Source organism: Agrobacterium sp. (assembly GCF_032092815.1).
GTDB lineage: Bacteria > Pseudomonadota > Alphaproteobacteria > Rhizobiales > Rhizobiaceae > Agrobacterium.
Map to the genome: position 1 here is coordinate 283 of NZ_DAMDBP010000026.1, position 19,848 is coordinate 20,130.

The window sequence follows — 19,848 nt, forward strand, 5'->3', positions numbered from 1 at the left end:
GCGTGGCATAGAAGTTGTCGGTGGTTGGAACAACCGAACCAAGATACTTCTTCACCAGCTCAGGATATTCGCGGATCGCTTCAGAGATCGACATGAAGATCACGCCGGCCTTTTTCAGCTCTTCCTTGAAGGTCGTCACAACGGACACACTGTCAAACACCGCATCAACGGCAACCTTGGAGGTCTGCACGCCAGCCAGGATTTCCTGCTCGCGCAGTGGAATACCAAGCTTTTCGTAGGTCTTGATCAGTTCCGGGTCGACGTCGTCAATCGACATCGGGCCGGTCATGTTCTTCGGCGCCGCGTAATAATAGAGATCGTTGAAGTCGATCTTCGGGTAGTTGACGCGTGCCCAGGTCGGCTCTTCCATGGTCAGCCAGCGACGATAAGCGTCGAGGCGCCATTCCAGCATCCATTCCGGTTCCTGCTTCTTGGCAGAAATGAAACGGATCACCTCTTCCGAAAGTCCCTTGGGGGCCTTGTCAACTTCGATATGGGTTTCAAACCCGTATTTGTACTGGTCGACATCGATCTGGCGTACCTGATCGATTGTTTCCTGCACCGCAGCCATTGCGTTCTCCAATCTCGCCGGATCCAAGGTCCGGTGGCTTGTCAACGTTAAGACGGATTAGTCCGCCTTGATGTAGTTGTCCGGATGGCGTTTTTCATCCACTCCGGCAAGCGGAATTTTGACTTTCCGCAAATTCAGTTCACTTTACGCCGCCTGCCCGGCAGGTTTCCTGCGGCCGGCGATCTTTTCAAATGCGGCAAGCGCATGATCTATGTCTGCTTCATTTGTCGAAACACCCAGAGAAATGCGCAAACCGCCCAGCTTGGGGTCCTTGCCCATGGCCGTCAGCACGTGGCTTTCGCCCACCTTGCCGGATGAGCATGCCGAGCCGGCAGAAAGTGCGATGCCTTCAATATCAAAGGCGATCTGCCCTGTCTCCGCTTTGAGCGTTGGCAGGGTAAAGAAAGTGGTATTGGCAACACGCTCGACGTGAGCACCGTGGATGATGACATCCGCGGCTGCCTTGCGCATGCCGGTTTCAAGACGCTCCCGCAAGGCCGCAATCGCGGCATTACGGTCGACAAGACCATCAACAACAAAAGCGGCAGCGGCACCAAAACCGATGATCGCCGTGGTGTTTTCCGTTCCCGACCGATGGCCCTTTTCCTGTCCGCCACCATGAATAAGCGCCTTGGGCATCATGGCTTCGCCCCGCGTCACCAGAGCGCCAACCCCTTTCGGGCCGCCAATCTTGTGCGAAGAGACAAACAGGAAATCGGCATCCAGCGCCTCAATATCAATAGGCAGACGTCCCGCCGCCTGTACGGCGTCGACCACCATCAAGCCACCAGCGGCATGCACCAGCTTTGCTGCTTCCGCCACCGGCTGCACGATGCCGGTCTCATTATTGACCAGCATCACGGCAACCATCGGCAGGCCGGATGTCTTGTCATGGTCCTCAAGAAGCTTTTGCAGCGCCGTGAGGTTGAGAACACCGTCTGACGTTACCGGAATTTCCGTAACGTTATCTTTGGAAAACCGTCCACCCTCGCGCACGGCGGGATGTTCGATTGCCGAAACATAAAGCCTGCCGATGCGAAGCGCCGAGCGGCCCATCCTAAAATCGGGCGTCAAAACAAGGTTGGCCGCCTCGGTGGCACCGCTGGTAAACACCACATGTGATGCCTGCGCACCGACCAGATCAGCCACATTGCGGCGGGCCGATTCGACTGCCATGCGGGCTGCGCGCCCTTCCTTATGGACTGACGATGGATTTCCCGAAAGGTCGAAAGCATGCAGCAGGGCATCGCGAACGCACGGCAAAAGTGGTGCCGTTGCATTCCAATCCAGATATATGCGCGCTGTATTTGCCATATCTGAGGAACCTGCTTCTCTACTTCCCGTTTACGCCGAAGCGCATTTTCCTTGAAATTTCAGCCACCATTGCCTTATGACACGTTCAAGTGTTCAAAACACGCAATAGTTTCGAATTGTTCTAAACTGGGTTCTAGAAAACCTGACACACCACGTCAAGTCTTGTTGCACCCTGAAAATCATTTGGAACAGAAAACACGACCGGAGTATCAATGCCCGAAGTCATCTTCAACGGCCCAGCCGGCCGCCTCGAAGGCCGTTACCAGCCATCGAAAGAAAAAAGCGCCCCAATCGCCATTATCCTGCACCCACATCCGCAGTTTGGCGGAACCATGAACAACCAGATCGTCTATCAGTTGTTCTACATGTTCCAGAAGCGCGGCTTTACCACGCTCCGGTTCAACTTCCGATCCATTGGCCGCAGCCAGGGCGAATTCGACCACGGCGCTGGCGAACTATCGGATGCCGCATCGGCGCTGGACTGGGTCCAGAGCCTGCATCCTGATTCCAAGAGCTGTTGGGTCGCCGGTTATTCCTTCGGTGCCTGGATTGGCATGCAGCTTCTGATGCGCCGTCCGGAAATCGAAGGTTTCATGTCGATTGCCCCGCAGCCGAACACCTATGACTTCTCGTTCCTGGCACCCTGCCCGTCTTCCGGCCTGATCATCAATGGCGATTCGGACAAGGTTGCGCCTGAAAAGGACGTCAACAATCTGGTTGAAAAGCTGAAGACCCAGAAGGGTATTCTGATCACCCACCGCACGGTGCCGGGTGCCAACCACTTCTTTAACGCCAAGGTCGACACGCTGATGGCCGAGTGCGAGGACTATCTCGACCGCCGCCTCAATGGCGAACTGGTGCCGGAACCGGCCGCCAAGCGCATTCGCTAAGCGAAGCCGAACGCTGATAAATTGCAGGAAGGCCGTAACATCGTTGCGGCCTTTTTGTTTGAGAAAAACCCCTCACCAAGAAAATCTACGACTTAGCTGAAGCTAAGACCGTGATTTTCTGTCCTCTCCCACAAGGGTAGAGGTAAAGGCGCCAGCGGCGCAGCACCCGCCCATCTCTCCCCTTGTGGGAGAGAAAGCGATTTCAACATCTTAAGGCGCAAAGCCCTTAAGTGTTAGAAATCGCCAGTGAGGGGTCCAGGAGCATCGCCCCCTCTCAATCACACTGATAGGTAATCCGTGCCCTGTCGAAACGGCGTGCGGCAATGTCCTCATCGCGCATGATCACGTAATAGGCGCCGGGCGACGGAATGCCAGCATGTTCGTCAACACCGAGCTGCATCACCAGCCGCCATTCACCAGCAGATTTGATCAGCTCCCTTGCCTCCTCAGTCTGCCACACTTCGCTGCGGCCGCAGTTCAAACCATGTGTCACCAGCTGGGCACAGGCCTGCAATCCGTTCTGCAAGGTCTGCGGAAAACCGCCGAACTGGTGATTGTCGCGGCCCTCCATATCAGGCGTACCAAACTCCGATAACCACTCCTGATATTCCTCAAGCGCCTCGTCATCATCGAGCGGGAACGCATCCCAACCCTTGTCATTCGGTGGAATGGGCGTGAGGATGCTGCGCGGTGAAATGCGCGCTGCCTTGAACACACACGACCACTGATTATCGGAAATGCCAGTCAGAGCGGATGGTATGTCTGTCCGCACCAGCCCATCCCTAGGCGTTTCATCAAACAGCACTTGCCAGCCGACAGAAGCCTCTGGCGTAAAATCTTCCGGCTGTTCCCAGTAATCGTAAAACAGCAGCAAACGACCCTTGCTCGGAAACATCGGATCAAAGCCGCTTTCGCTGGACAGTTCGGTGAGATTGACTTGGCCGAGAAAGGCCAGAGGAAACTCGGTTTCTATCGCATCGGCCTTGGCCTTGTATTCGGCGCAGAACCGTTCGCCCTGTTCCGGTGTCATCCAGGAGCGTGGCTTTTTGGAATCGGCCAGCAGACGATCCGCTTCCTTGCGATGGCCTGCGGCTCTTGTCACCGCATCGGGATAGGCTGGTCGTGTTGGCCATGCCATGCCACGCGGCAGGTCCGGCCTACCGCCAATCTTCGATGCCCCAAGCGGAATGTCATCCTCATCGCTTTTCGTGGTGGTCAACAAAACGGCGGCACGCGCCTGCGCCACCAGATGCGAAATGACATCAGGCGAAAGGCCGGTTTCTTCAAGGGAAAGCCGCAAGGCATCATGATTGTCCGGAAAAGCTGCTGTCTGCATTGTCATCCTTTTTTTGGACCGGTCGCTGTCGGCGTCACACGACAGCACCGAGCCGTACAACATTGCCACCGCCCTCAAGGCTGGCATTGCGTTTTTTGTAAAAGGCCATGAAGTCATCAAACGGCAGCGCCTTGGAATATAACCAGCCCTGTCCGTATTGCACGCCGGATTGGCGTAAGATCGCCTCCTGCTCCACGGTCTCGATGCCTTCCGCCACCATCTTCAGTTTCAGGCTATGGGCCATGTCGATGATATGCGGCGTGACCAGGCTGGTGGCGGCATTCTGGCCAATCGCATCGACAAAGGACTTGTCGATTTTCAGCACCGTCACCGGCAGGCTTTCCAAAAGCGACAGGCTGGAATAACCGGTGCCGAAATCATCAATGGCAATCACGTGGCCAGCATCGCGCGCCTTGGTCAGCGTTGCACGGGCAATATCGGCATGAATGAAACCACGCTCGGTCACTTCAAGCCAGATCTGCGAGGTCTTGATGTCGGTCTGTTTCAGGGCGTCTGACACCAGTGTCAGGAAGTGACCGCTTTCCACATCCTCGGGCGACAGATTGATCGCCACATGCATGTCGCGATGCTGCTCCAGCGCGGTTTTCATGCTTGCTATGACATCGCGGATCATGATCGCCGTGATCTGGCCAATCAGCCCGTTTTGTTCGGCAAAGGGAATGAACAGATCAGGACGAACCGTTGTGCCATCGCCGCGCGGCCAGCGAATAAGCGCTTCTGCGCCAATGCAGCGGCCACTCGAAAGCTCGATGATCGGCTGGTAATGTGCAACAAACTCCTTGCGGCGAATGCCCATGGCCAATTCACCGGCCAGAGACAGGCGTTGGCGCGAAATCCAGATCACAAGCATGATTAGCGCCAGCGACACGCCAACACCAATCGGCGCCATTTTCCACAATTCGCCGTCAGTGCGCCAATCCACCACGCTGCGGTTGGAAATGGCAAAGGCGGCGAAATCCTTGCCCCGGCGTGAGGAAAACACTTCCGTATCATTAAACCCGCTGACTTCTTGCGCCACCAGCCGTGCCACTAGCGCCGGATCGGCATCGCCCGACAGCACGATTGGCTGGCCAGAAAGCGAGGCAATGCCCAGCAGCATGGGTGTATCACTCAGCACATCCACCAGCCGCTCGCGTTTCAACAGCGCGTGGAAGTCACCGTGGCTGACCACAATCATGCCCTTTGCCGGATCGGCAAGCCCGCCACCATCCAGACGCAGCGCATATCCATCAGACAAGGTGATAACACTGCCGGAAATTTCGCTGGCGTTTTTTGCGGGTCCCCAGACATCACAGACCAGGCGGCCATTGCGGGTTATGGCAATTTCCTCCACCGACAGTGTCGCGCTCGCAACCTCCTGCAGACGGGCAATATCATCAGGTGTACAGGTTTGACGGCGTTCCGCCGCCAACGTCTCCAGAGCCTGCCTTGCGCGCAAGATATTCAGATCACCACGCTGCAAGGTCCAGTCGGCATAATCGGCCAGATGCTGGCGCTCCAGATCAAAGGCCCGTTCGCGGGAAATGTAATAGGCGGCGACAAGGGGCAATGCGCCGGCGCAAATCGCCAGACCGACTGCAATGGCCAGAACACTGTTTCGCCGCATGGTCGTTTCCTTGAAAACACATCAGGTCGCCGCTACCGCATTCTATTTAGCCATTTCCGGTTGTCAGATCCTTACACTTCCCGCCACAACTGCAACCACAATCAAAAAAAAACATCAGGACTACAGGATGCTTCATGGCAAGCCCGAAAATCGGGCAAGCCGCAGTTGTCCGGCACATGTCGTTTTTCCAATCGCGCGCGGGCTCCTCAGGACACTCGCGAAAATCGCGCCATACTGATAAGCAATATCGCGGCAATAAACGCTGCCAGGAAATTATAGCTCATTGCGCTGACGAAGGCACAGGCATAAAGGCCTGACTGGCTCTGCCCACCCACATCACCGGAAACCACAGTCCCGAACAGGATGCCAACGGCCGCCACACCGAGAGCGGCACCGGCCTGCTGCAATGTGGAAATTACGCCGGAGGCCATGCCCGCCTGCCGCTCTTCGACAAATCCAAGAACGAGATTGAGCAGCGGCGTCATGATCATTGCCTGCGCACCTCCAGTAAAAACAAGAACCGGAATGAGATGCGCAACGACGAGATCAGCGCCAGCCAACCAGACCTGCGCAATCATCGCAGCAAATGAAAGTGCATAAACCAGCGCACTAACCGCAATCACCTTTGGCCCCATGCGTGCAACCAGCTTCGGTGCAGCCATCGACAAAACAACAAACGCCACCGAGCACGGCACGAAAACAAGACCTGCCTCGAACGGGGAAAGGTGAAACCCGGTCTGTGCCAGCAGGGCAAAGCACAGAAAAAATGACGACGAGGTGGAATAAATCAACAGCACCAGTGCCCCACCTTTCGCGAAGCGTGCCTGTCGCAACAAACCCATGTCCACCAGTGGCTGATGCCCTGCCCGGCTGCGCCATTCCTGATGGTGATAAAAGCCGATAAACAGCGCCACAGCGATGGCAAGCGACAAAGCGCTCCACATTTGCCAGCCAAGGGTGGGTGATTCAATCAGCGGCACCAGCAGGAACATCAGGGCCAGACTGACCAGCCCAACACCTGGCAGATCAAGGAACGGCCGTTCGGTTGCGCGCGTTTCAGGAATGAAACGCGCCATGATGATCGCAAAAAGACCGATCGGCAGATTGATGAGGAAGATCACGCGCCAGCCGAGAGCAAAAATATCGGCTTCAACCAGAAAGCCGCCAAGAATCTGGCCAGAAATTGCCGCCAGTCCAAGCGTCATACCAAGAAAACCGAAAGCACGGCGGCTATCATCACCGGAAAAATTGACCCGAATCGAGGCATAGACCTGCGGAAACAACAGCGCCGCCGTCAGCCCTTGCAGCACACGCGCACCAATGAGAAACTCAATTGTCGGCGCGAAGCCGCACAGCAACGAGGCCACGGTAAATCCTGCCATTCCCGCGACGAACAGACGTCGCCGTCCAAACTGATCACCTAGTCGTCCCCCGGTGATCAGCAACACACCGAAGGCCAATTCATAGCCGGCAACGATAAAACCGATCTGCGACAGGTTCGCTGCAAGACCGGCCTGTATGGAGGGGATGGCAACATTGACCACGAACAGGTCAAAAATCGTTACAAAACCGGCCAGCAGCAACACAGACAGGCCAAGCGATGGCGGGCATTCTGTTCGGTCATTGGTGGAAAAAACGGATGGCTCGGCAGTGGGGATATCGGGTTTCATCTTGCGTCCTCTTGTTGTGACGCGGTAGGTGTTACCCCTGACAAATCCTTTTACAATTTAACATCTTATACTATTACTGAAAGTAACAGTCTGAACGATGCGCACCCTTGAACGAAGCCGACCTGACCTTTCCGAATTCCTGCGCACACGCCGCGAAAGGCTTGCGCCTGAAGATGTTGGCCTGCCAAGGGTCAGGAGACGACGCACGCCGGGCCTGCGCCGCGAAGAGGTCGCCGCGCTGGCCGGTGTTGGCCTGACATGGTACACCTGGCTGGAACAGGGGCGTGACATAGGCGTCTCTGCTGATTTTCTGGATAATCTTGCCCGCGTTCTCAAACTTGATGCGACCGAACGTCGACATCTGTTTCTGCTTGCACATGAGAGGCCGCCAGCCGAACCTGCCAAGACATTTTGCATTGTGCCGCCGCTCGCCATCCGGCTGATGACCGACCTAGCCCCGCATATGGCCTATATCATCAACCTGCGCTGGGATATTCTCGCCTGCAATCAACAGGCCGAGCAGCTGTTTGGATTTGGCAAACACCAGCCGGCACGGCGCAATCTTCTGTGGTTGCTGTTTACCGATCCCTCATTGCGACAGACCTTTGCCGGATGGGACACGGACGCGCCGGCCATGCTGGAAAGTTTTCGGCGCGATTTCGCAGCCGCCCGCGATGATGTCGATGCCCGTGCACTGGTTGAGGAACTCGAGCACGTGTCGCCTGATTTCAAGGTCTGGTGGCGACAGCAGGATGTGCATGCGCCCTGTACCGGGTTGAGGACATTCCTCATCGGCGGGCAGCGCCAAGACTTCGAATACACTTCCTTGAGCCTAGATGGCGGCCAGCATTTGCGGCTTTTGGTTTATGCCGAGATCAAAGCGTAAGTAGCGGTTTGGCTCATCCCTGCCGCGCAACCGCCCCACTTCGTTTCATTCCTTGATTTCAATCTCGGCTTCGATGGCCGCGGCAATGAAGGCAAGCCGTGCTTCCTCAACCGTCTTTTTGCCCTTGATCGCCGCTTCCAGCACCAGAAGAGCCTTGTCCAGCGCCTCGCCCTCATCAAGCGGCCAATCCTCGATCAGCGCCCAGGAAGCCTCCTGCAGATTGCTGATGGTGGTGAATTGACCGGGCTCTTCCAGTGCCAGGGTCACAGGTTTGTTCCAGCTTTTGCTCACGTGCGGGTCTCCAGAAAATGATTTGGCATGGCTCATAGCATTGATATCAGGACATAACGATGGGGCTTGTGGTGTTTTGGAAATCATCACGTGATGTGACCGCCCCGTCTTCAATCACGACCGCCGATGCAGAATATTCCCCAGCACGTCAAACAGTCGCGGGTCGAGACTTTGCGACACGTTAAAGCGCATGAAATTGGTGGCGGACTGGCTGAGGCTGAAGGCATTGCCCGGCGCCAGCACCACTTCATCCTCCAAGGCAGCACGCGCCACATCGGCAGCGTCGATATCTCCGGGCAAACGGCACCACAAAAACATGCCGGCGGTCGGCTTTATCCACGGGGTGACACCAAGCCTTTCCAGCCGTGCAGACACCTCAGTCATGGCATGGGATAATCTCAGCCGCAGCGTATCCAGATGTTTGCGGTAGCTGCCGTCGCTCAGCGCATTCAGCACCAGTTCCGCCGTCATGCGGCCACCGCCAAATGATGTGGCAATCTTCAGGTCAGTCAGCCCTTCGATCCACTCCGGTTTCGCAGCAACGAAGCCGCAGCGCGCCGAGGCCGACAGCGTCTTGGAAAAACTGCCGATGTGAATGACACGGTCCAGCCCGTCAAAGGCGGCAAGCCGGGGTGCCGGAACCTGTTCGAAATCGGAAAAAATGTCATCTTCGATGATGGTCAGATCAAACTGATTGGCGATTTTCAGCACCCGGTGCGCCGTCACGGGGGAAAGTGCGGCACCGGTTGGATTATGAATGCCTGAGTTGGTGATGTAGAGGCGCGGCCGGTGTTCCTCGACCGTACTGGCAAAGGCATCGATTGCCGGTCCATTTGGCGTATAGGGAACGCTGACAATTTTGGCCCGGTGGGCGCGCAGCAGGGCATGAAAATTGAAATAACAGGGGTCATCGACCAGCACCGTATCGCCCGGCTCCAGCAGAAAACGACACAGGAGATCAATGGCCTGCGTGCCGGAATCGGTCAGCATGATCTGGTCTGGTGACGCCTCCATGCCCTTTTCTGCCATGCGCCGGGCCACAAGCTGGCGAAGCCCCGGCAGGCCAAGCGGCGAACCATAATCGGCAAGGGCCGGACCATCGGCCCGCGACAGCGTACGCAAGGCGCGCCGGATACTGTCTTCCGGCAACCAGGATGGTGGCAGCCAGCCGCAACCGGGTTTTAACGTATCATCGCTGGTTTCAAGCGATTGCCGTGACACCCAGAACGGATCAACCGCCCGGTCAACCTTTGGGCCTACCTGCGCCAACGTAAAGGGCGCTGCCTGACTGGCAACATAAAAGCCGGAACCGGGCCGTGACAGGATTGCCCCTTCCGCCACCAGCCGGTCATAGGCTTCCACAACGGTGGAGGTCGAGACACCAAGGCTCGAGGCCAGTCGCCTGACCGATGGCAGCTTTGCACCTGATGTCAGCGACCGCCCCGATATGCGCTGGCGAATGGTGGACATGACCGTTGTCACCCGTGTCGGTTCCTTGGCACGCTCCACCATCTGTACTGACCTTTTATCCATAACAGTTCTTACAAACTGTACCAGACTGTAGCTGGTCCCGCCACAGCATTGATGGGTAGGAAAATGCAGTTTGAAATGGAGTGAATTATGGAACGGACAAGTGCGGGTTGGATCAACGGCTTCATCGGCGTGGTCATCTTCAGCGGGTCGCTTCCGGCCACCCGTGTGGCAGTCATGCAGTTTGACCCGGTGTTTTTGACAGTGGCGCGTGGCGCAATCGCCGGCCTGCTGGCGCTCGCCTTTTTGCTGGCGCTGAAACAGAAACGTCCGTCGCCCCGAGAACTCGTGTCACTGGCCGTGGTGGCCGCTGGCGTGGTGGTCGGTTTTCCGCTTCTGACAGCACTGGCGCTGCAACATGTCACCTCTGCGCATTCGATTGTCTTTATCGGTCTTCTGCCATTGGCCACTGCCATATTTGGCGCGATCCGCGGTGGCGAACGGCCTAAACCGGCCTTCTGGGCCTTTTCAGTACTCGGCAGCGCACTGGTGGCAGGTTTTGCAGTGTTTCAGGGCCTGAGCGTGTCGCCCTTTGGTGACCTGATGATGGTGGCGGCAGTGATCGTCTGTGGTCTGGGGTATGCCGAAGGTGGCAGACTGTCGCGCACGCTGGGTGGCTGGCAGGTCATTTGCTGGGCACTGGTTTTGTCCCTGCCCTTGATGCTGCCCGCTGCCTTTCTCTCCATGCCCACGACATTTTCCGACATTCACATGCCCGCCGTCCTCGGCCTTGCCTATGTCTCGTTGTTCAGCATGTTGATCGGTTTTGTGTTCTGGTATCGCGGCCTGTCGCAGGGTGGCATTGCTGCCGTTGGCCAGTTGCAGCTTCTGCAGCCTTTCCTTGGCCTGGCCCTTGCTGCCGTGCTGCTGCATGAACCAGTCACCACAGGCATGCTGGCCGTCACCGTTGCTGTCATTGCCTGCGTCGCCGGAGCCAAACACTTTGCCCGGTAAAACCGCAAGCACATAGGCCTTTTCAGCGCGCCAGCGCGTCCTTGGGAAATTCAGCCGCCAGACTGTCAATGAATTTACGCACAGCTGGCGGCAGACCACGGCGGGTGGTGAACACCAGATGCACCAGCCCCTTCACGCCACGCCATGCTGGCAGCACGCGCACCAGCCTGCCCTCATCCAGCGCCTGACGGCAGGTGTGGTCGGGCAATAGCGCCACACCAAGCCCGGCAATGGCGGCGGTTCTGACGGCGGTAAAATCTGCGCAGCCCATGCGCGGTTCATGGTGCAGCGTGTGGCTGCGCCCATCATCCGTTTCCAGAAACCAGTTCACTTCGCCATGATCATCGGTGGTGGACAGCGTTGGCAGATCGGCAAGTGCTGCAATATCGCCAATGCTGCCGGCCAGTTGCGGGCTTGCCACCAGAATGCGGATGGAATTGCCGAGCGAGCGCATGGTCAGCGATGCATCACCATCCAGTGACGTACGTACCCGCAGCGCAATATCGATACGCTCCTCGATCAGGTCAACCGGCCGGTCAATCGCCACCAGTTGCAGCCGCACCTTGGGATATTGCGCCAGAAACCGGGTGATCAGCAGCGAAATCGGTTCCACCAGACCGGTCGGGCAACTCATGCGGATCAGCCCGTGTGGTTCGGAATGCGCCTCTGCCACCAGCGCTTCGGCGCGTTCGGCCTCCGCCAGCATCGCCTTGCAGCGCTCATAAAAGGATTGCCCGACATCGGTCACCCGAAAACGACGGCTGGACCGTTCGATCAGCCGCACGCCAAGTCGCGCTTCCAGCCCGGCAATGCGCCGGCTGAGTTTCGATTTCGGTTCACGTAAAGCTCGGCCCGCAGCGGCAAAACCGCCATGGGTTACAACTTCAGCAAAATACACGAGATCATTCAGGTCAGATCGCATCATCGTTCTCCATATGGAACGATGAGTAGCAGTTTTGCTGACTATTTGCATCATCGTTCTGCTGTCATGTTCATTCCAACGACAACGGGTCGTCAACAAGGAGCAAAGACAATGAGCAAGACATTTGAAAACAAGGTCGTTATCGTCACCGGCGGCACCAGCGGCATTGGCCTTGCCACGGCAAAGGCCTTTTCACAGCAAGGCGCATCGGTGTTCATCACCGGCCGCCGCAAGGACGCCCTTGATGCCGCCATCAAGGAAATTGGCGGCCGTGTTACCGGCGTGCAGGCCGACATGAGCAAGCTGGTCGATATCGACCGCCTTTACGATGCGGTTCAGCAGCAGCACTCCCACATCGACGTGGTGTTTGCCAATGCCGGTGGCGGCGAGATGTCACCACTTGGCGCCATCACCGAAGAACACTACCAGAAGACCTTCGATACCAATGTGAAGGGCACCCTGTTTACGGTGCAGAAAGCCCTACCACTGCTGCGTGATGGTGCCTCGATCATCCTGACCTCATCGACAACGAGCATCTCTGGCACACCAGCCTTCAGCGTCTACTCTGCCACCAAGGCGGCAGTACGCAACTTTGCCCGCAACTGGATCCTTGATCTGAAAGACCGCCGCATCCGCGTGAATGCCGTCAGCCCCGGCGTAACCGATACCGCCGGCCTCAACGAATTGTTCGGCAATGGCGACAGCGCCGAAAACACCAAGAACTACCTTGCCAGCCTCATTCCCGCCGGTCGCATTGGCCAGCCAGAAGAAATCGCCAAGGCGGTACTGTTCCTGGCTTCGGACGATGCCTCTTTCGTCAATGGTGTCGAACTGTTCGTGGATGGTGGTCAGGTTCAGATTTGATGAAGCCAAGGATTAGGCAAGCAATTTACGAGGAGGGTGGCAACGCCCTCCTCGTCAGCATTATCTCTCTGCGTCATTCTCGGGCTTGACCCGAGAATCCAAACACGTCGCGAATGTGGTTCATCGCTTCGATCCTCGCCTCAAAGGCGAGGATGACGTCAGCAATGTTGGCTAACCTTCATCCACGTGCCGCGCAAACACCAATCATGCCTTTGCCAGAACCCCACCCGTCACCGGTTCCTTGACACCTGTGGTGCCAGGGTATGTCAGCGGCAGGCCGCGCAGTGAGCGCACGGCAAGGTAACCCCAGGCTTCCGCCTCCATCGCGCCACCGTCAAAACCGGCCGCCTCTGCCGAAACAACCTTGGCACCCTTTTCCGCTGCCTGTGCAGCAAATTCCGCCATGATCACCGGGTTCAGGCGCCCGCCACCGCACACAATGTAGGTCTTGGCATTGTCTGGCAGATAGGTCGCGCATTTCAGGATGGCGGCGGCTGTGACATGAGACAGCGTGCGAGCACCATCCTCCAACGATACTTCACCCGGTTTCGGTGGCAGGAAATCACCCCGGTCGAGCGATCGACGCTGGTTGGCGGAAAAGAACGGACTTGCCATGTAACGCTCGGCAAGCGCTGCATTGACCGACCCTCTGGCAGCCACCTTGCCGCCCTTGTCGAAGGTGGCACCGGTATGCGCCTCCATCCACTGGTCGATCAGCATATTGCCGGGGCCGCTGTCAAAGGCAGACAAGTCACCATCCGTGCCAATATAGGTGAGATTGGAAATGCCACCGATATTGACGAACACCGCTGGCGTTTCAAAATCGGCAGGAAGATTGGCCGACAAGGCGGCATGATAGGCCGGAATGAGCGGAGCGCCCTGCCCGCCAAACACCATGTCATTGGCGCGCATGTCATAGACAACATCGATGCCGGTTTCACGCGCCAGAAGCAGACCATCGCCAATCTGCACGGTCAGCGCATCATCCGGCCGGTGCAGAACCGTCTGCCCATGAAAACCGATGACATCGATATCCCTGGGCACGAGGCCATGCTGTTTTAAGAAGGATTGCACGACGGCTGCGTGGCAAAGCGTCAGTGCCGTCTCAGCCTCGCCAAGATCATCCGGCCGTTCACGGCGCTCATTGATCTTTTTCGCAGTCACCAGCGCATGCTGCCATTTGGCCCGCAAGGTAGCGTCATAGGGGAAATATCCGCTTGGTCCGCGCTCGACACGAGCATCACCATCGGTGCGCAGCAGGGCAATATCGATGCCGTCCATCGAGGTGCCACTCATCAGGCCAATTGCCGTTTTTACATCGCCCACACCATCACTCCTGCGTCACAATGGATTCGTTTTGCAACATTCATGGCCGAAACTGGTGCACAATTCAAAAAACAATGCTAAAGCCCCCGGCGTTCGCCGCTCGTCGGCGCATGAAAACATGACACCAGAAAGAAAAAGGTTATGTCCAGGTTCAAGTCCGATTTCCTCCGCACGCTCGATGAGCGCGGCTTCATTCACCAGATCTCCGACGAGGCAGGTCTTGACGAATTGTATGCCAAGGAAACCGTGACAGCCTATATAGGCTTTGACCCGACAGCACCCAGCCTGCACGCCGGCGGCCTGATCCAGATCATGATGCTGCACTGGATGCAGCAGACCGGTCACCAGCCGATCTCGCTGATGGGTGGTGGCACCGGCATGGTTGGCGATCCGTCCTTCAAGGACGATGCACGTCAGCTGATGACTGTCGACACCATTGAAAGCAACATTGCTTCCATCAAGCGCGTGTTTGCCAATTACCTCGATTACGACAAGGCGACCAAGCCTGCGCTGATGATCAACAACGGCGACTGGCTGCGCGACATCAACTACCTCGAATTCCTGAGGGATGTCGGCCGTCATTTCTCGGTCAACCGTATGTTGTCGTTTGACAGCGTCAAGACACGTCTGGACCGCGAGCAGTCCCTGTCGTTCCTCGAGTTCAACTACATGATCCTGCAGGCCTACGACTTCGTGGAGCTGAACAAGCGCTACGATTGCCGCGTGCAGATGGGTGGTTCGGACCAGTGGGGCAACATCATCAACGGTATCGACCTCGGTCACCGCATGGGTACACCGCAGCTTTACGCGCTGACCTCGCCACTTCTGACCACCGCTTCCGGTGCCAAGATGGGCAAGTCGCTGAACGGCGCCGTGTGGCTGAACCCTGACATGCTGTCGGCCTATGATTTCTGGCAGTACTGGCGCAACACCGAAGATGCGGACGTTTCCCGCTTCCTGAAGCTCTACACCACGCTGCCGATGGATGAGATCGCTCGCCTGTCTGCACTGGGAGGTTCCGAGATCAACGAGGTCAAGAAGATCCTCGCGACCGAAATCACTGCCATGCTGCATGGCCGCACGGCCGCCGAAGAAGCAGCCGAAACTGCGCGCAAGACCTTTGAGGAAGGCGCGCTGGCCGACAACCTGCCATCGATCGAAGTTCCAGCCTCCGAACTGGAAGCCGGTCTCGGCCTTCTGTCTCTGATCGTTCGTGCCGGCCTTGCCACATCGAATGGTGAGGCACGCCGCCACATTCAGGGCGGTGCCGTTCGCATAAACGACAAGGCCGTGGCTGACGAACGTCAGGTGATCGGCACGGCAGACGTGACGGCAGACAATGTCATCAAGTTGTCGCTGGGCAAGAAAAAGCACATTCTGGTTCGCCCGACCTGATGGACGGCACTCTGGAATGACGAATGGAAAGGCCGCGCAAGCGGCCTTTTTGTTTGGGACGCACAGTTTGAAACTGACGCTCACCCCAAACACCCTCGCCCCTGTGCTCGGGCTTGCCCGAGGACGAGGAATGAGGACCGGGTGAGGCATGAAACTCTCGTTTACTGAAACTCGAAAATCTGCCTGAAAACACCAGGCGCAATCAGCGACAGCGGATTGACCGTCAGCCGTGGCGTGTCGGAACGGCCAGACAGTTTGAAGGTAATGCCCAGCAGGCCACGGTCACGGCCATTGCCCAAAATGACACCGATGAAGGGCAGTTCACCAAACAGCCGGTTAAGGCCGTAGGCCGGCATGAACGTACCGGTCATGTCCATGTTGCCATTGGCGTCTTTCAGCGTGCCCTGGAAGGTCGCACCCACCTGCTCACCACGCACCACGCCGTTTTCAACATTGAGCGCACCGCCGCCATAAATCACCCGCGCAAATCCGCGCTGGAACTTTTCGGAACTGACATCGATATTGCGGCGAACGGCCTTGTTGAGGCTGCGCCCATCCTGCCCCACCGGTGTTGCCACGATATCCTGCAGCTTCTGTTCGTTGGCGACGGAGAAGTTGCGCATATCCACCGAACCAAACCAGTCATTGCCGTTGATGGTGTTGAACACGATATTCAGCAGGCCACCATTTATACGGCTGTAAATGTTGGTGAAGCGAATAATGGCACCGGCATCGCTGCTGGTAAGATTGATGGTCTGGCGACCATTGCCGGCGCTCGTCTGCGCCACGATTGCCTGACGGCTGTCGGTAACACCATCGAGCTGCAACGAATTGAGCTTGCTGTTGCGCAGGAAAATGTCAGCCGTAACATTGTTCAGCGCTTCGTTGTTGAAGCCGACCACCCGGTCGAAACGCGCATTGATCTTGATGTCTGCCGCCTCATCATCGCCGCCGGATTTCTCAGAGCTTCGAATGCGGGCAATCAGCGGGCGGACATCAACCGACTTGCCGGATGCCGTCACCACATAGTCACGCTTGGCCGCCTTGATCTGCACGGCATAATCATCAGACGCGGACAGTTTGACATGCGAGAAGTTGGCGGAGACAAGGCCGCCCTGCGCCAGTTCCAGATCGCCCCTCGCTCCGAAACCATCGCCTTTCAGCTCGAAATCGCTGATTGAAACCCGCCCCTGATCTGTTTGCATATGAAAACTTGCATCGGCCTTGACGCCTGGCCCCTTGCTCCAGCCAATACCGGGCACCTTCAAGGCTGCACGGGCCAGATCAAGTTTGATCGTCTGGTCGGTTTCGCCCTTGCCCTCCATCTGCATGGTGATCGGGCCGCTGACAATGCTGGTCAGACCCGGCGCGAATTTGGCAATCTGCTCATTACCGATCAGTGCCTTGAGCGAAAACTCGCGGACGATCTGTTTGTTGTCGCGCATCGGTTCGGTCAGGTTGATATCCATGGCGACATCATCGATCTTGCCGTTGCCCTGCAGGCGCAGCACATTGTTGTCGATGTTGAGTGCGCCGTTCAAATCCGACACCTGACGGTTGGCAAATGGTTTTTCCAGCGTGACATGATCCAGCGTCAGGCTGGCCGCCCAGGCCGGATGCGGTGGTTTCTGGCTGCTCAACAGACCGAATGTGGCATTCACCTGCGCCTTCACATTGCCCTTGAAATCCTCCGGCTTGAAGCTCGTATCCTTCAAGGCATTGATCGGCTTGAAATTGGCCATTTCGGCAATCGTATCGGCTGAACCCGATACAAAAAGATCAAGATCGGCCATCAGCGGTTTGGCATAGGTGGATGGTATGGTGAAACGGCCGCTTTCCACCGCCAGCGAACGGTTTGACGGGAAATAGGAAGTGGCCTTGCTGACATTCACATCAACCTTTTCGCCCTTGAGGTTGAAATGCGCCACAGCATCGCGAAGCGGTGGAATATCGCCCGTGATGTTCAGTCGTGTGTTGTCGATGTCGAACTGAATCTGGATCTCGTCCTCATTCAGCTCCAGCGGGCAACCGATGCCGCACATCTTGCCCTGCGGAATGAACACGGCAATCGAACCATTGGTGACCGTGCCGCCAAAAATATTGCCAACCACCCAGGGTCGCACCTTGCGCGCCATCCAGAACGGCCACAGCTGCTTGACGGCGGTTGCTTCCATCTTGGGAATTTGGCCACCAAAGCTGATTTCCGGCGATCCCTTTTCGGCAAAGCGGATTTTCAGCGATCCTGCCATGTCACCCAGCGGCCCTGCCACATAAAGCGACGGCACGGTCAGCTCCTTGCTGGCCTTCAGATATTGGCCGGTTGCCGTCAGACCGAACGGCACCGGTGCTTCGCCAGACAGCGAGGCGGCCGCCAACCCGTCCTTGACGGCCAGCAGCAGGTCAAAACCCTGATAGGCCTGTTCACCGCCCATATCCTTGATGGTGCCTTCAAACGGTAAAACGGTGCGTTCAAGCTCCAGTCGGGATTTGGTAATGGCGATCTGGCGGGCTTCAAAATCATATTGCGCCTGCATCAGGCCGGTGGAAACAAGCTGCTCCTCACCGCCAATGTAAAGGCTGCCATTGCCAACCCCCATCATCACGTGGAGCAACGGCGCTTCTTCGGTGCTCTGGCGTATTGCCCTGATGCGCAGACCAGCCTTGAGGTCTGCCCCTTCATGCATATAACCTTCAGGATCGCGCCTGATGGTCAGCGGGTTCAGATCAAGCCCGTCCAGATTGGCCTCAAACCCGCTGATCCTGCCCTTGGCACTTTCCAGTGACAGCGAAAAGGCCGCAAGCTCACCGTTGAAGGCGAGTTCACCGGCCAATTTGTAGCCACCCTTTTCATCGCGGGTCATGGCCATTTCATGCACATCAAACAGCAGCGGTTTTTCGCCATTCTTTTTGGGAATGCTGATGGAAAGACCGTCAATGCTGATGCGGCCAGTGCCAGCGCGTTCGAAATTCGACAACATGCCATCAAGCGAACCAAAGGCCGTTTCCAGCACCTCAGGAATGGCATCGACCCGCCAGTTGGAGATATCGACCGGTTTGCCGGCTGGTAGAGACGCGACATCCAGGGACAGCGTGGAGGCATCAATGCTCTCAAGCGAAATCTGGCCGGTTGCCAGCGCCATCGGGTTCAGTGCCATGCGAATAACGGCAGCGCGGCTTAGATGTTTCTGCCCTTGTGTATCGACAATATCGACATCACGAGCCTCAAGCGCCAGGCGGAACCCTTTGACGAACCGAATGGCGGTGGAGCCGATGCGCGCTTCATAACGCGGGTCCAGCGCCCGCTTTAGCGCCATTTCGGCCTGCGATGACAGGATGCCGTCCACCGAACCGGTTTCAATGGCGGCAATGGCGCCGCCAATCAGCAGGAAAACGACAACAAGAAAACCGGAGACAATTTTCAGGCAACTGCGGCTGACGGAGCGTGGCGGCGGGCAATGCACGATGAGTGGCTCTTCGGCTTTCGCAGAAGGTAGGTCGTGCAGCGGAATAATATCCTGCTTGCGAAATTTGACTTTTTCGCCGCGAATTTCAGCCATTCGTCCGCGCTCGTCTCCTGAAACAGCGTGTCCAGGCACTGGACGGTTTTCGTTGCAGTCTATAACGGTTGATAGGAATTATCCTCAACACCAAGGCGAAACATAAGGTTAAGCTCATGGCAGATTTGCTTGTCGGCGACAAGGCACCCGATTTCACGCTTTCGAGAAACGGGGCAGGAAGCGTCACATTATCAGGCCTTTCGGGAAAAAATGTGGCCCTGTATTTTTATCCCAAAGACGATACCTCAGGCTGCACAGTCGAGGCAATCGACTTCAGCGCGCTTGGCGCACAGTTTGAAGCGGCCAATACGGTGGTCATCGGCATCTCGCCCGATTCGGTGAAAAGCCATGACAAATTCGCCGCAAAACATTCGCTGACCATCATTCTGGCCTCCGACGAAGAAAAAACCACACTGGAAGCCTACGGCGTGTGGAAGGAAAAAAGCATGTACGGCAAAAAGTACATGGGCGTGGAAAGAACCACCTTCCTGATTGGCCCGGACGGCAAGATCACCCACGTGTGGAACAAGGTCAAGGTGGCCGGTCACGCACAGGCTGTACTTGAGGCTGCACAGGCTCAGAACAATTGAACTGACGGCCATCAGGCCTGGAACATCAACCTGCCGCTGCCGGTGTTTGACGCACAAATTCCGGCAGCATCAAAACTTCATTAACCATAACAAAATACGGTAATCAGCGACAACGAAACGCTGAG

At 56.9% G+C, this 19,848-nt stretch carries 15 protein-coding genes and 1 pseudogene; 6 read left to right on the forward strand and 10 right to left on the reverse strand.

The annotated features are described in order from the left end of the window. A pseudogene (locus RT613_RS15445) lies at positions 1-571 on the reverse strand (Fe-S cluster assembly protein SufB); the annotation flags it as partial. A 144-nt stretch (positions 572-715) separates the two neighbouring features. Beyond that, positions 716-1,885 carry a cysteine desulfurase family protein gene (locus RT613_RS15450; protein ID WP_313616705.1) on the reverse strand — a complete coding sequence of 390 codons (1,170 nt, stop codon included), beginning with the start codon at positions 1,883-1,885 and terminating at the stop codon, positions 716-718. A gap of 212 nt (positions 1,886-2,097) precedes the next feature. Between RT613_RS15450 and RT613_RS15455 the strand changes: the two genes are divergently transcribed. Beyond that, a complete protein-coding gene (locus RT613_RS15455) occupies positions 2,098-2,775 on the forward strand; it encodes an alpha/beta hydrolase (RefSeq protein WP_192488811.1) in 678 nt (225 codons plus the stop codon). Between the two features lie 274 nt (positions 2,776-3,049). Here RT613_RS15455 and RT613_RS15460 read toward each other — a convergent pair whose 3' ends face one another. From RT613_RS15460 to RT613_RS15470, 3 genes are all read right to left on the reverse strand, one after another. Then, positions 3,050-4,111, reverse strand: a complete 1,062-nt coding sequence (locus RT613_RS15460; protein WP_313616707.1) for a YwqG family protein — start codon at positions 4,109-4,111, stop codon at positions 3,050-3,052. A gap of 34 nt (positions 4,112-4,145) precedes the next feature. Beyond that, positions 4,146-5,738 carry an EAL domain-containing protein gene (locus tag RT613_RS15465; RefSeq protein ID WP_313616709.1) on the reverse strand — a complete coding sequence of 531 codons (1,593 nt, stop codon included), beginning with the start codon at positions 5,736-5,738 and terminating at the stop codon, positions 4,146-4,148. A 206-nt stretch (positions 5,739-5,944) separates the two neighbouring features. Next, positions 5,945-7,408, reverse strand: coding sequence for an MFS transporter (locus tag RT613_RS15470; RefSeq protein WP_313616711.1), 1,464 nt, complete (start codon positions 7,406-7,408; stop codon positions 5,945-5,947). Positions 7,409-7,505: 97 nt separating this feature from the next. Between RT613_RS15470 and RT613_RS15475 the strand changes: the two genes are divergently transcribed. Then, complete coding sequence (locus RT613_RS15475; protein WP_313616713.1) at positions 7,506-8,294, forward strand: helix-turn-helix transcriptional regulator; 789 nt, start codon at positions 7,506-7,508, stop codon at positions 8,292-8,294. A gap of 45 nt (positions 8,295-8,339) precedes the next feature. On the opposite strand, the gene RT613_RS15480 is transcribed toward RT613_RS15475, so the two are convergent. Together RT613_RS15480 and RT613_RS15485 are read right to left on the reverse strand one after the other, a co-directional pair. Continuing rightward, positions 8,340-8,585, reverse strand: a complete 246-nt coding sequence (locus RT613_RS15480) for a DUF982 domain-containing protein (RefSeq protein ID WP_313616715.1) — start codon at positions 8,583-8,585, stop codon at positions 8,340-8,342. A gap of 114 nt (positions 8,586-8,699) precedes the next feature. Continuing rightward, positions 8,700-10,118: a PLP-dependent aminotransferase family protein gene (locus RT613_RS15485; RefSeq protein ID WP_313616716.1), complete on the reverse strand. Its 1,419-nt coding sequence runs from the start codon at positions 10,116-10,118 to the stop codon at positions 8,700-8,702. An 87-nt stretch (positions 10,119-10,205) separates the two neighbouring features. Between RT613_RS15485 and RT613_RS15490 the strand changes: the two genes are divergently transcribed. Further along, entirely contained in the window at positions 10,206-11,069 is an 864-nt protein-coding gene (locus RT613_RS15490; protein WP_313616718.1) for a DMT family transporter, read from the forward strand. Positions 11,070-11,091: 22 nt separating this feature from the next. Here RT613_RS15490 and RT613_RS15495 read toward each other — a convergent pair whose 3' ends face one another. Beyond that, entirely contained in the window at positions 11,092-11,994 is a 903-nt protein-coding gene (locus tag RT613_RS15495) for a LysR family transcriptional regulator (RefSeq protein ID WP_313616720.1), read from the reverse strand. 108 nt (positions 11,995-12,102) lie between these two features. Between RT613_RS15495 and RT613_RS15500 the strand changes: the two genes are divergently transcribed. After that, complete coding sequence (locus RT613_RS15500) at positions 12,103-12,855, forward strand: glucose 1-dehydrogenase (protein WP_313616722.1); 753 nt, start codon at positions 12,103-12,105, stop codon at positions 12,853-12,855. A 204-nt stretch (positions 12,856-13,059) separates the two neighbouring features. On the opposite strand, the gene RT613_RS15505 is transcribed toward RT613_RS15500, so the two are convergent. Further along, complete coding sequence (locus tag RT613_RS15505) at positions 13,060-14,181, reverse strand: anhydro-N-acetylmuramic acid kinase (RefSeq protein WP_313616723.1); 1,122 nt, start codon at positions 14,179-14,181, stop codon at positions 13,060-13,062. Positions 14,182-14,322: 141 nt separating this feature from the next. Here RT613_RS15505 and tyrS point away from each other — a divergent pair, with 141 nt between their 5' ends. Continuing rightward, complete coding sequence (tyrS, locus tag RT613_RS15510) at positions 14,323-15,576, forward strand: tyrosine--tRNA ligase (RefSeq protein ID WP_313616725.1); 1,254 nt, start codon at positions 14,323-14,325, stop codon at positions 15,574-15,576. 161 nt (positions 15,577-15,737) lie between these two features. Here tyrS and RT613_RS15515 read toward each other — a convergent pair whose 3' ends face one another. Then, positions 15,738-19,133, reverse strand: a complete 3,396-nt coding sequence (locus RT613_RS15515) for a DUF3971 domain-containing protein (RefSeq protein ID WP_313616727.1) — start codon at positions 19,131-19,133, stop codon at positions 15,738-15,740. A gap of 116 nt (positions 19,134-19,249) precedes the next feature. On the opposite strand from RT613_RS15515, the gene bcp reads away from it, so the two are divergent. Beyond that, the gene (bcp, locus tag RT613_RS15520; RefSeq protein WP_313616729.1) at positions 19,250-19,723 is read left to right on the forward strand and encodes a thioredoxin-dependent thiol peroxidase; all 474 of its coding nucleotides are present in this window, start codon (positions 19,250-19,252) and stop codon (positions 19,721-19,723) included. Positions 19,724-19,848: the final 125 nt, after the last annotated feature.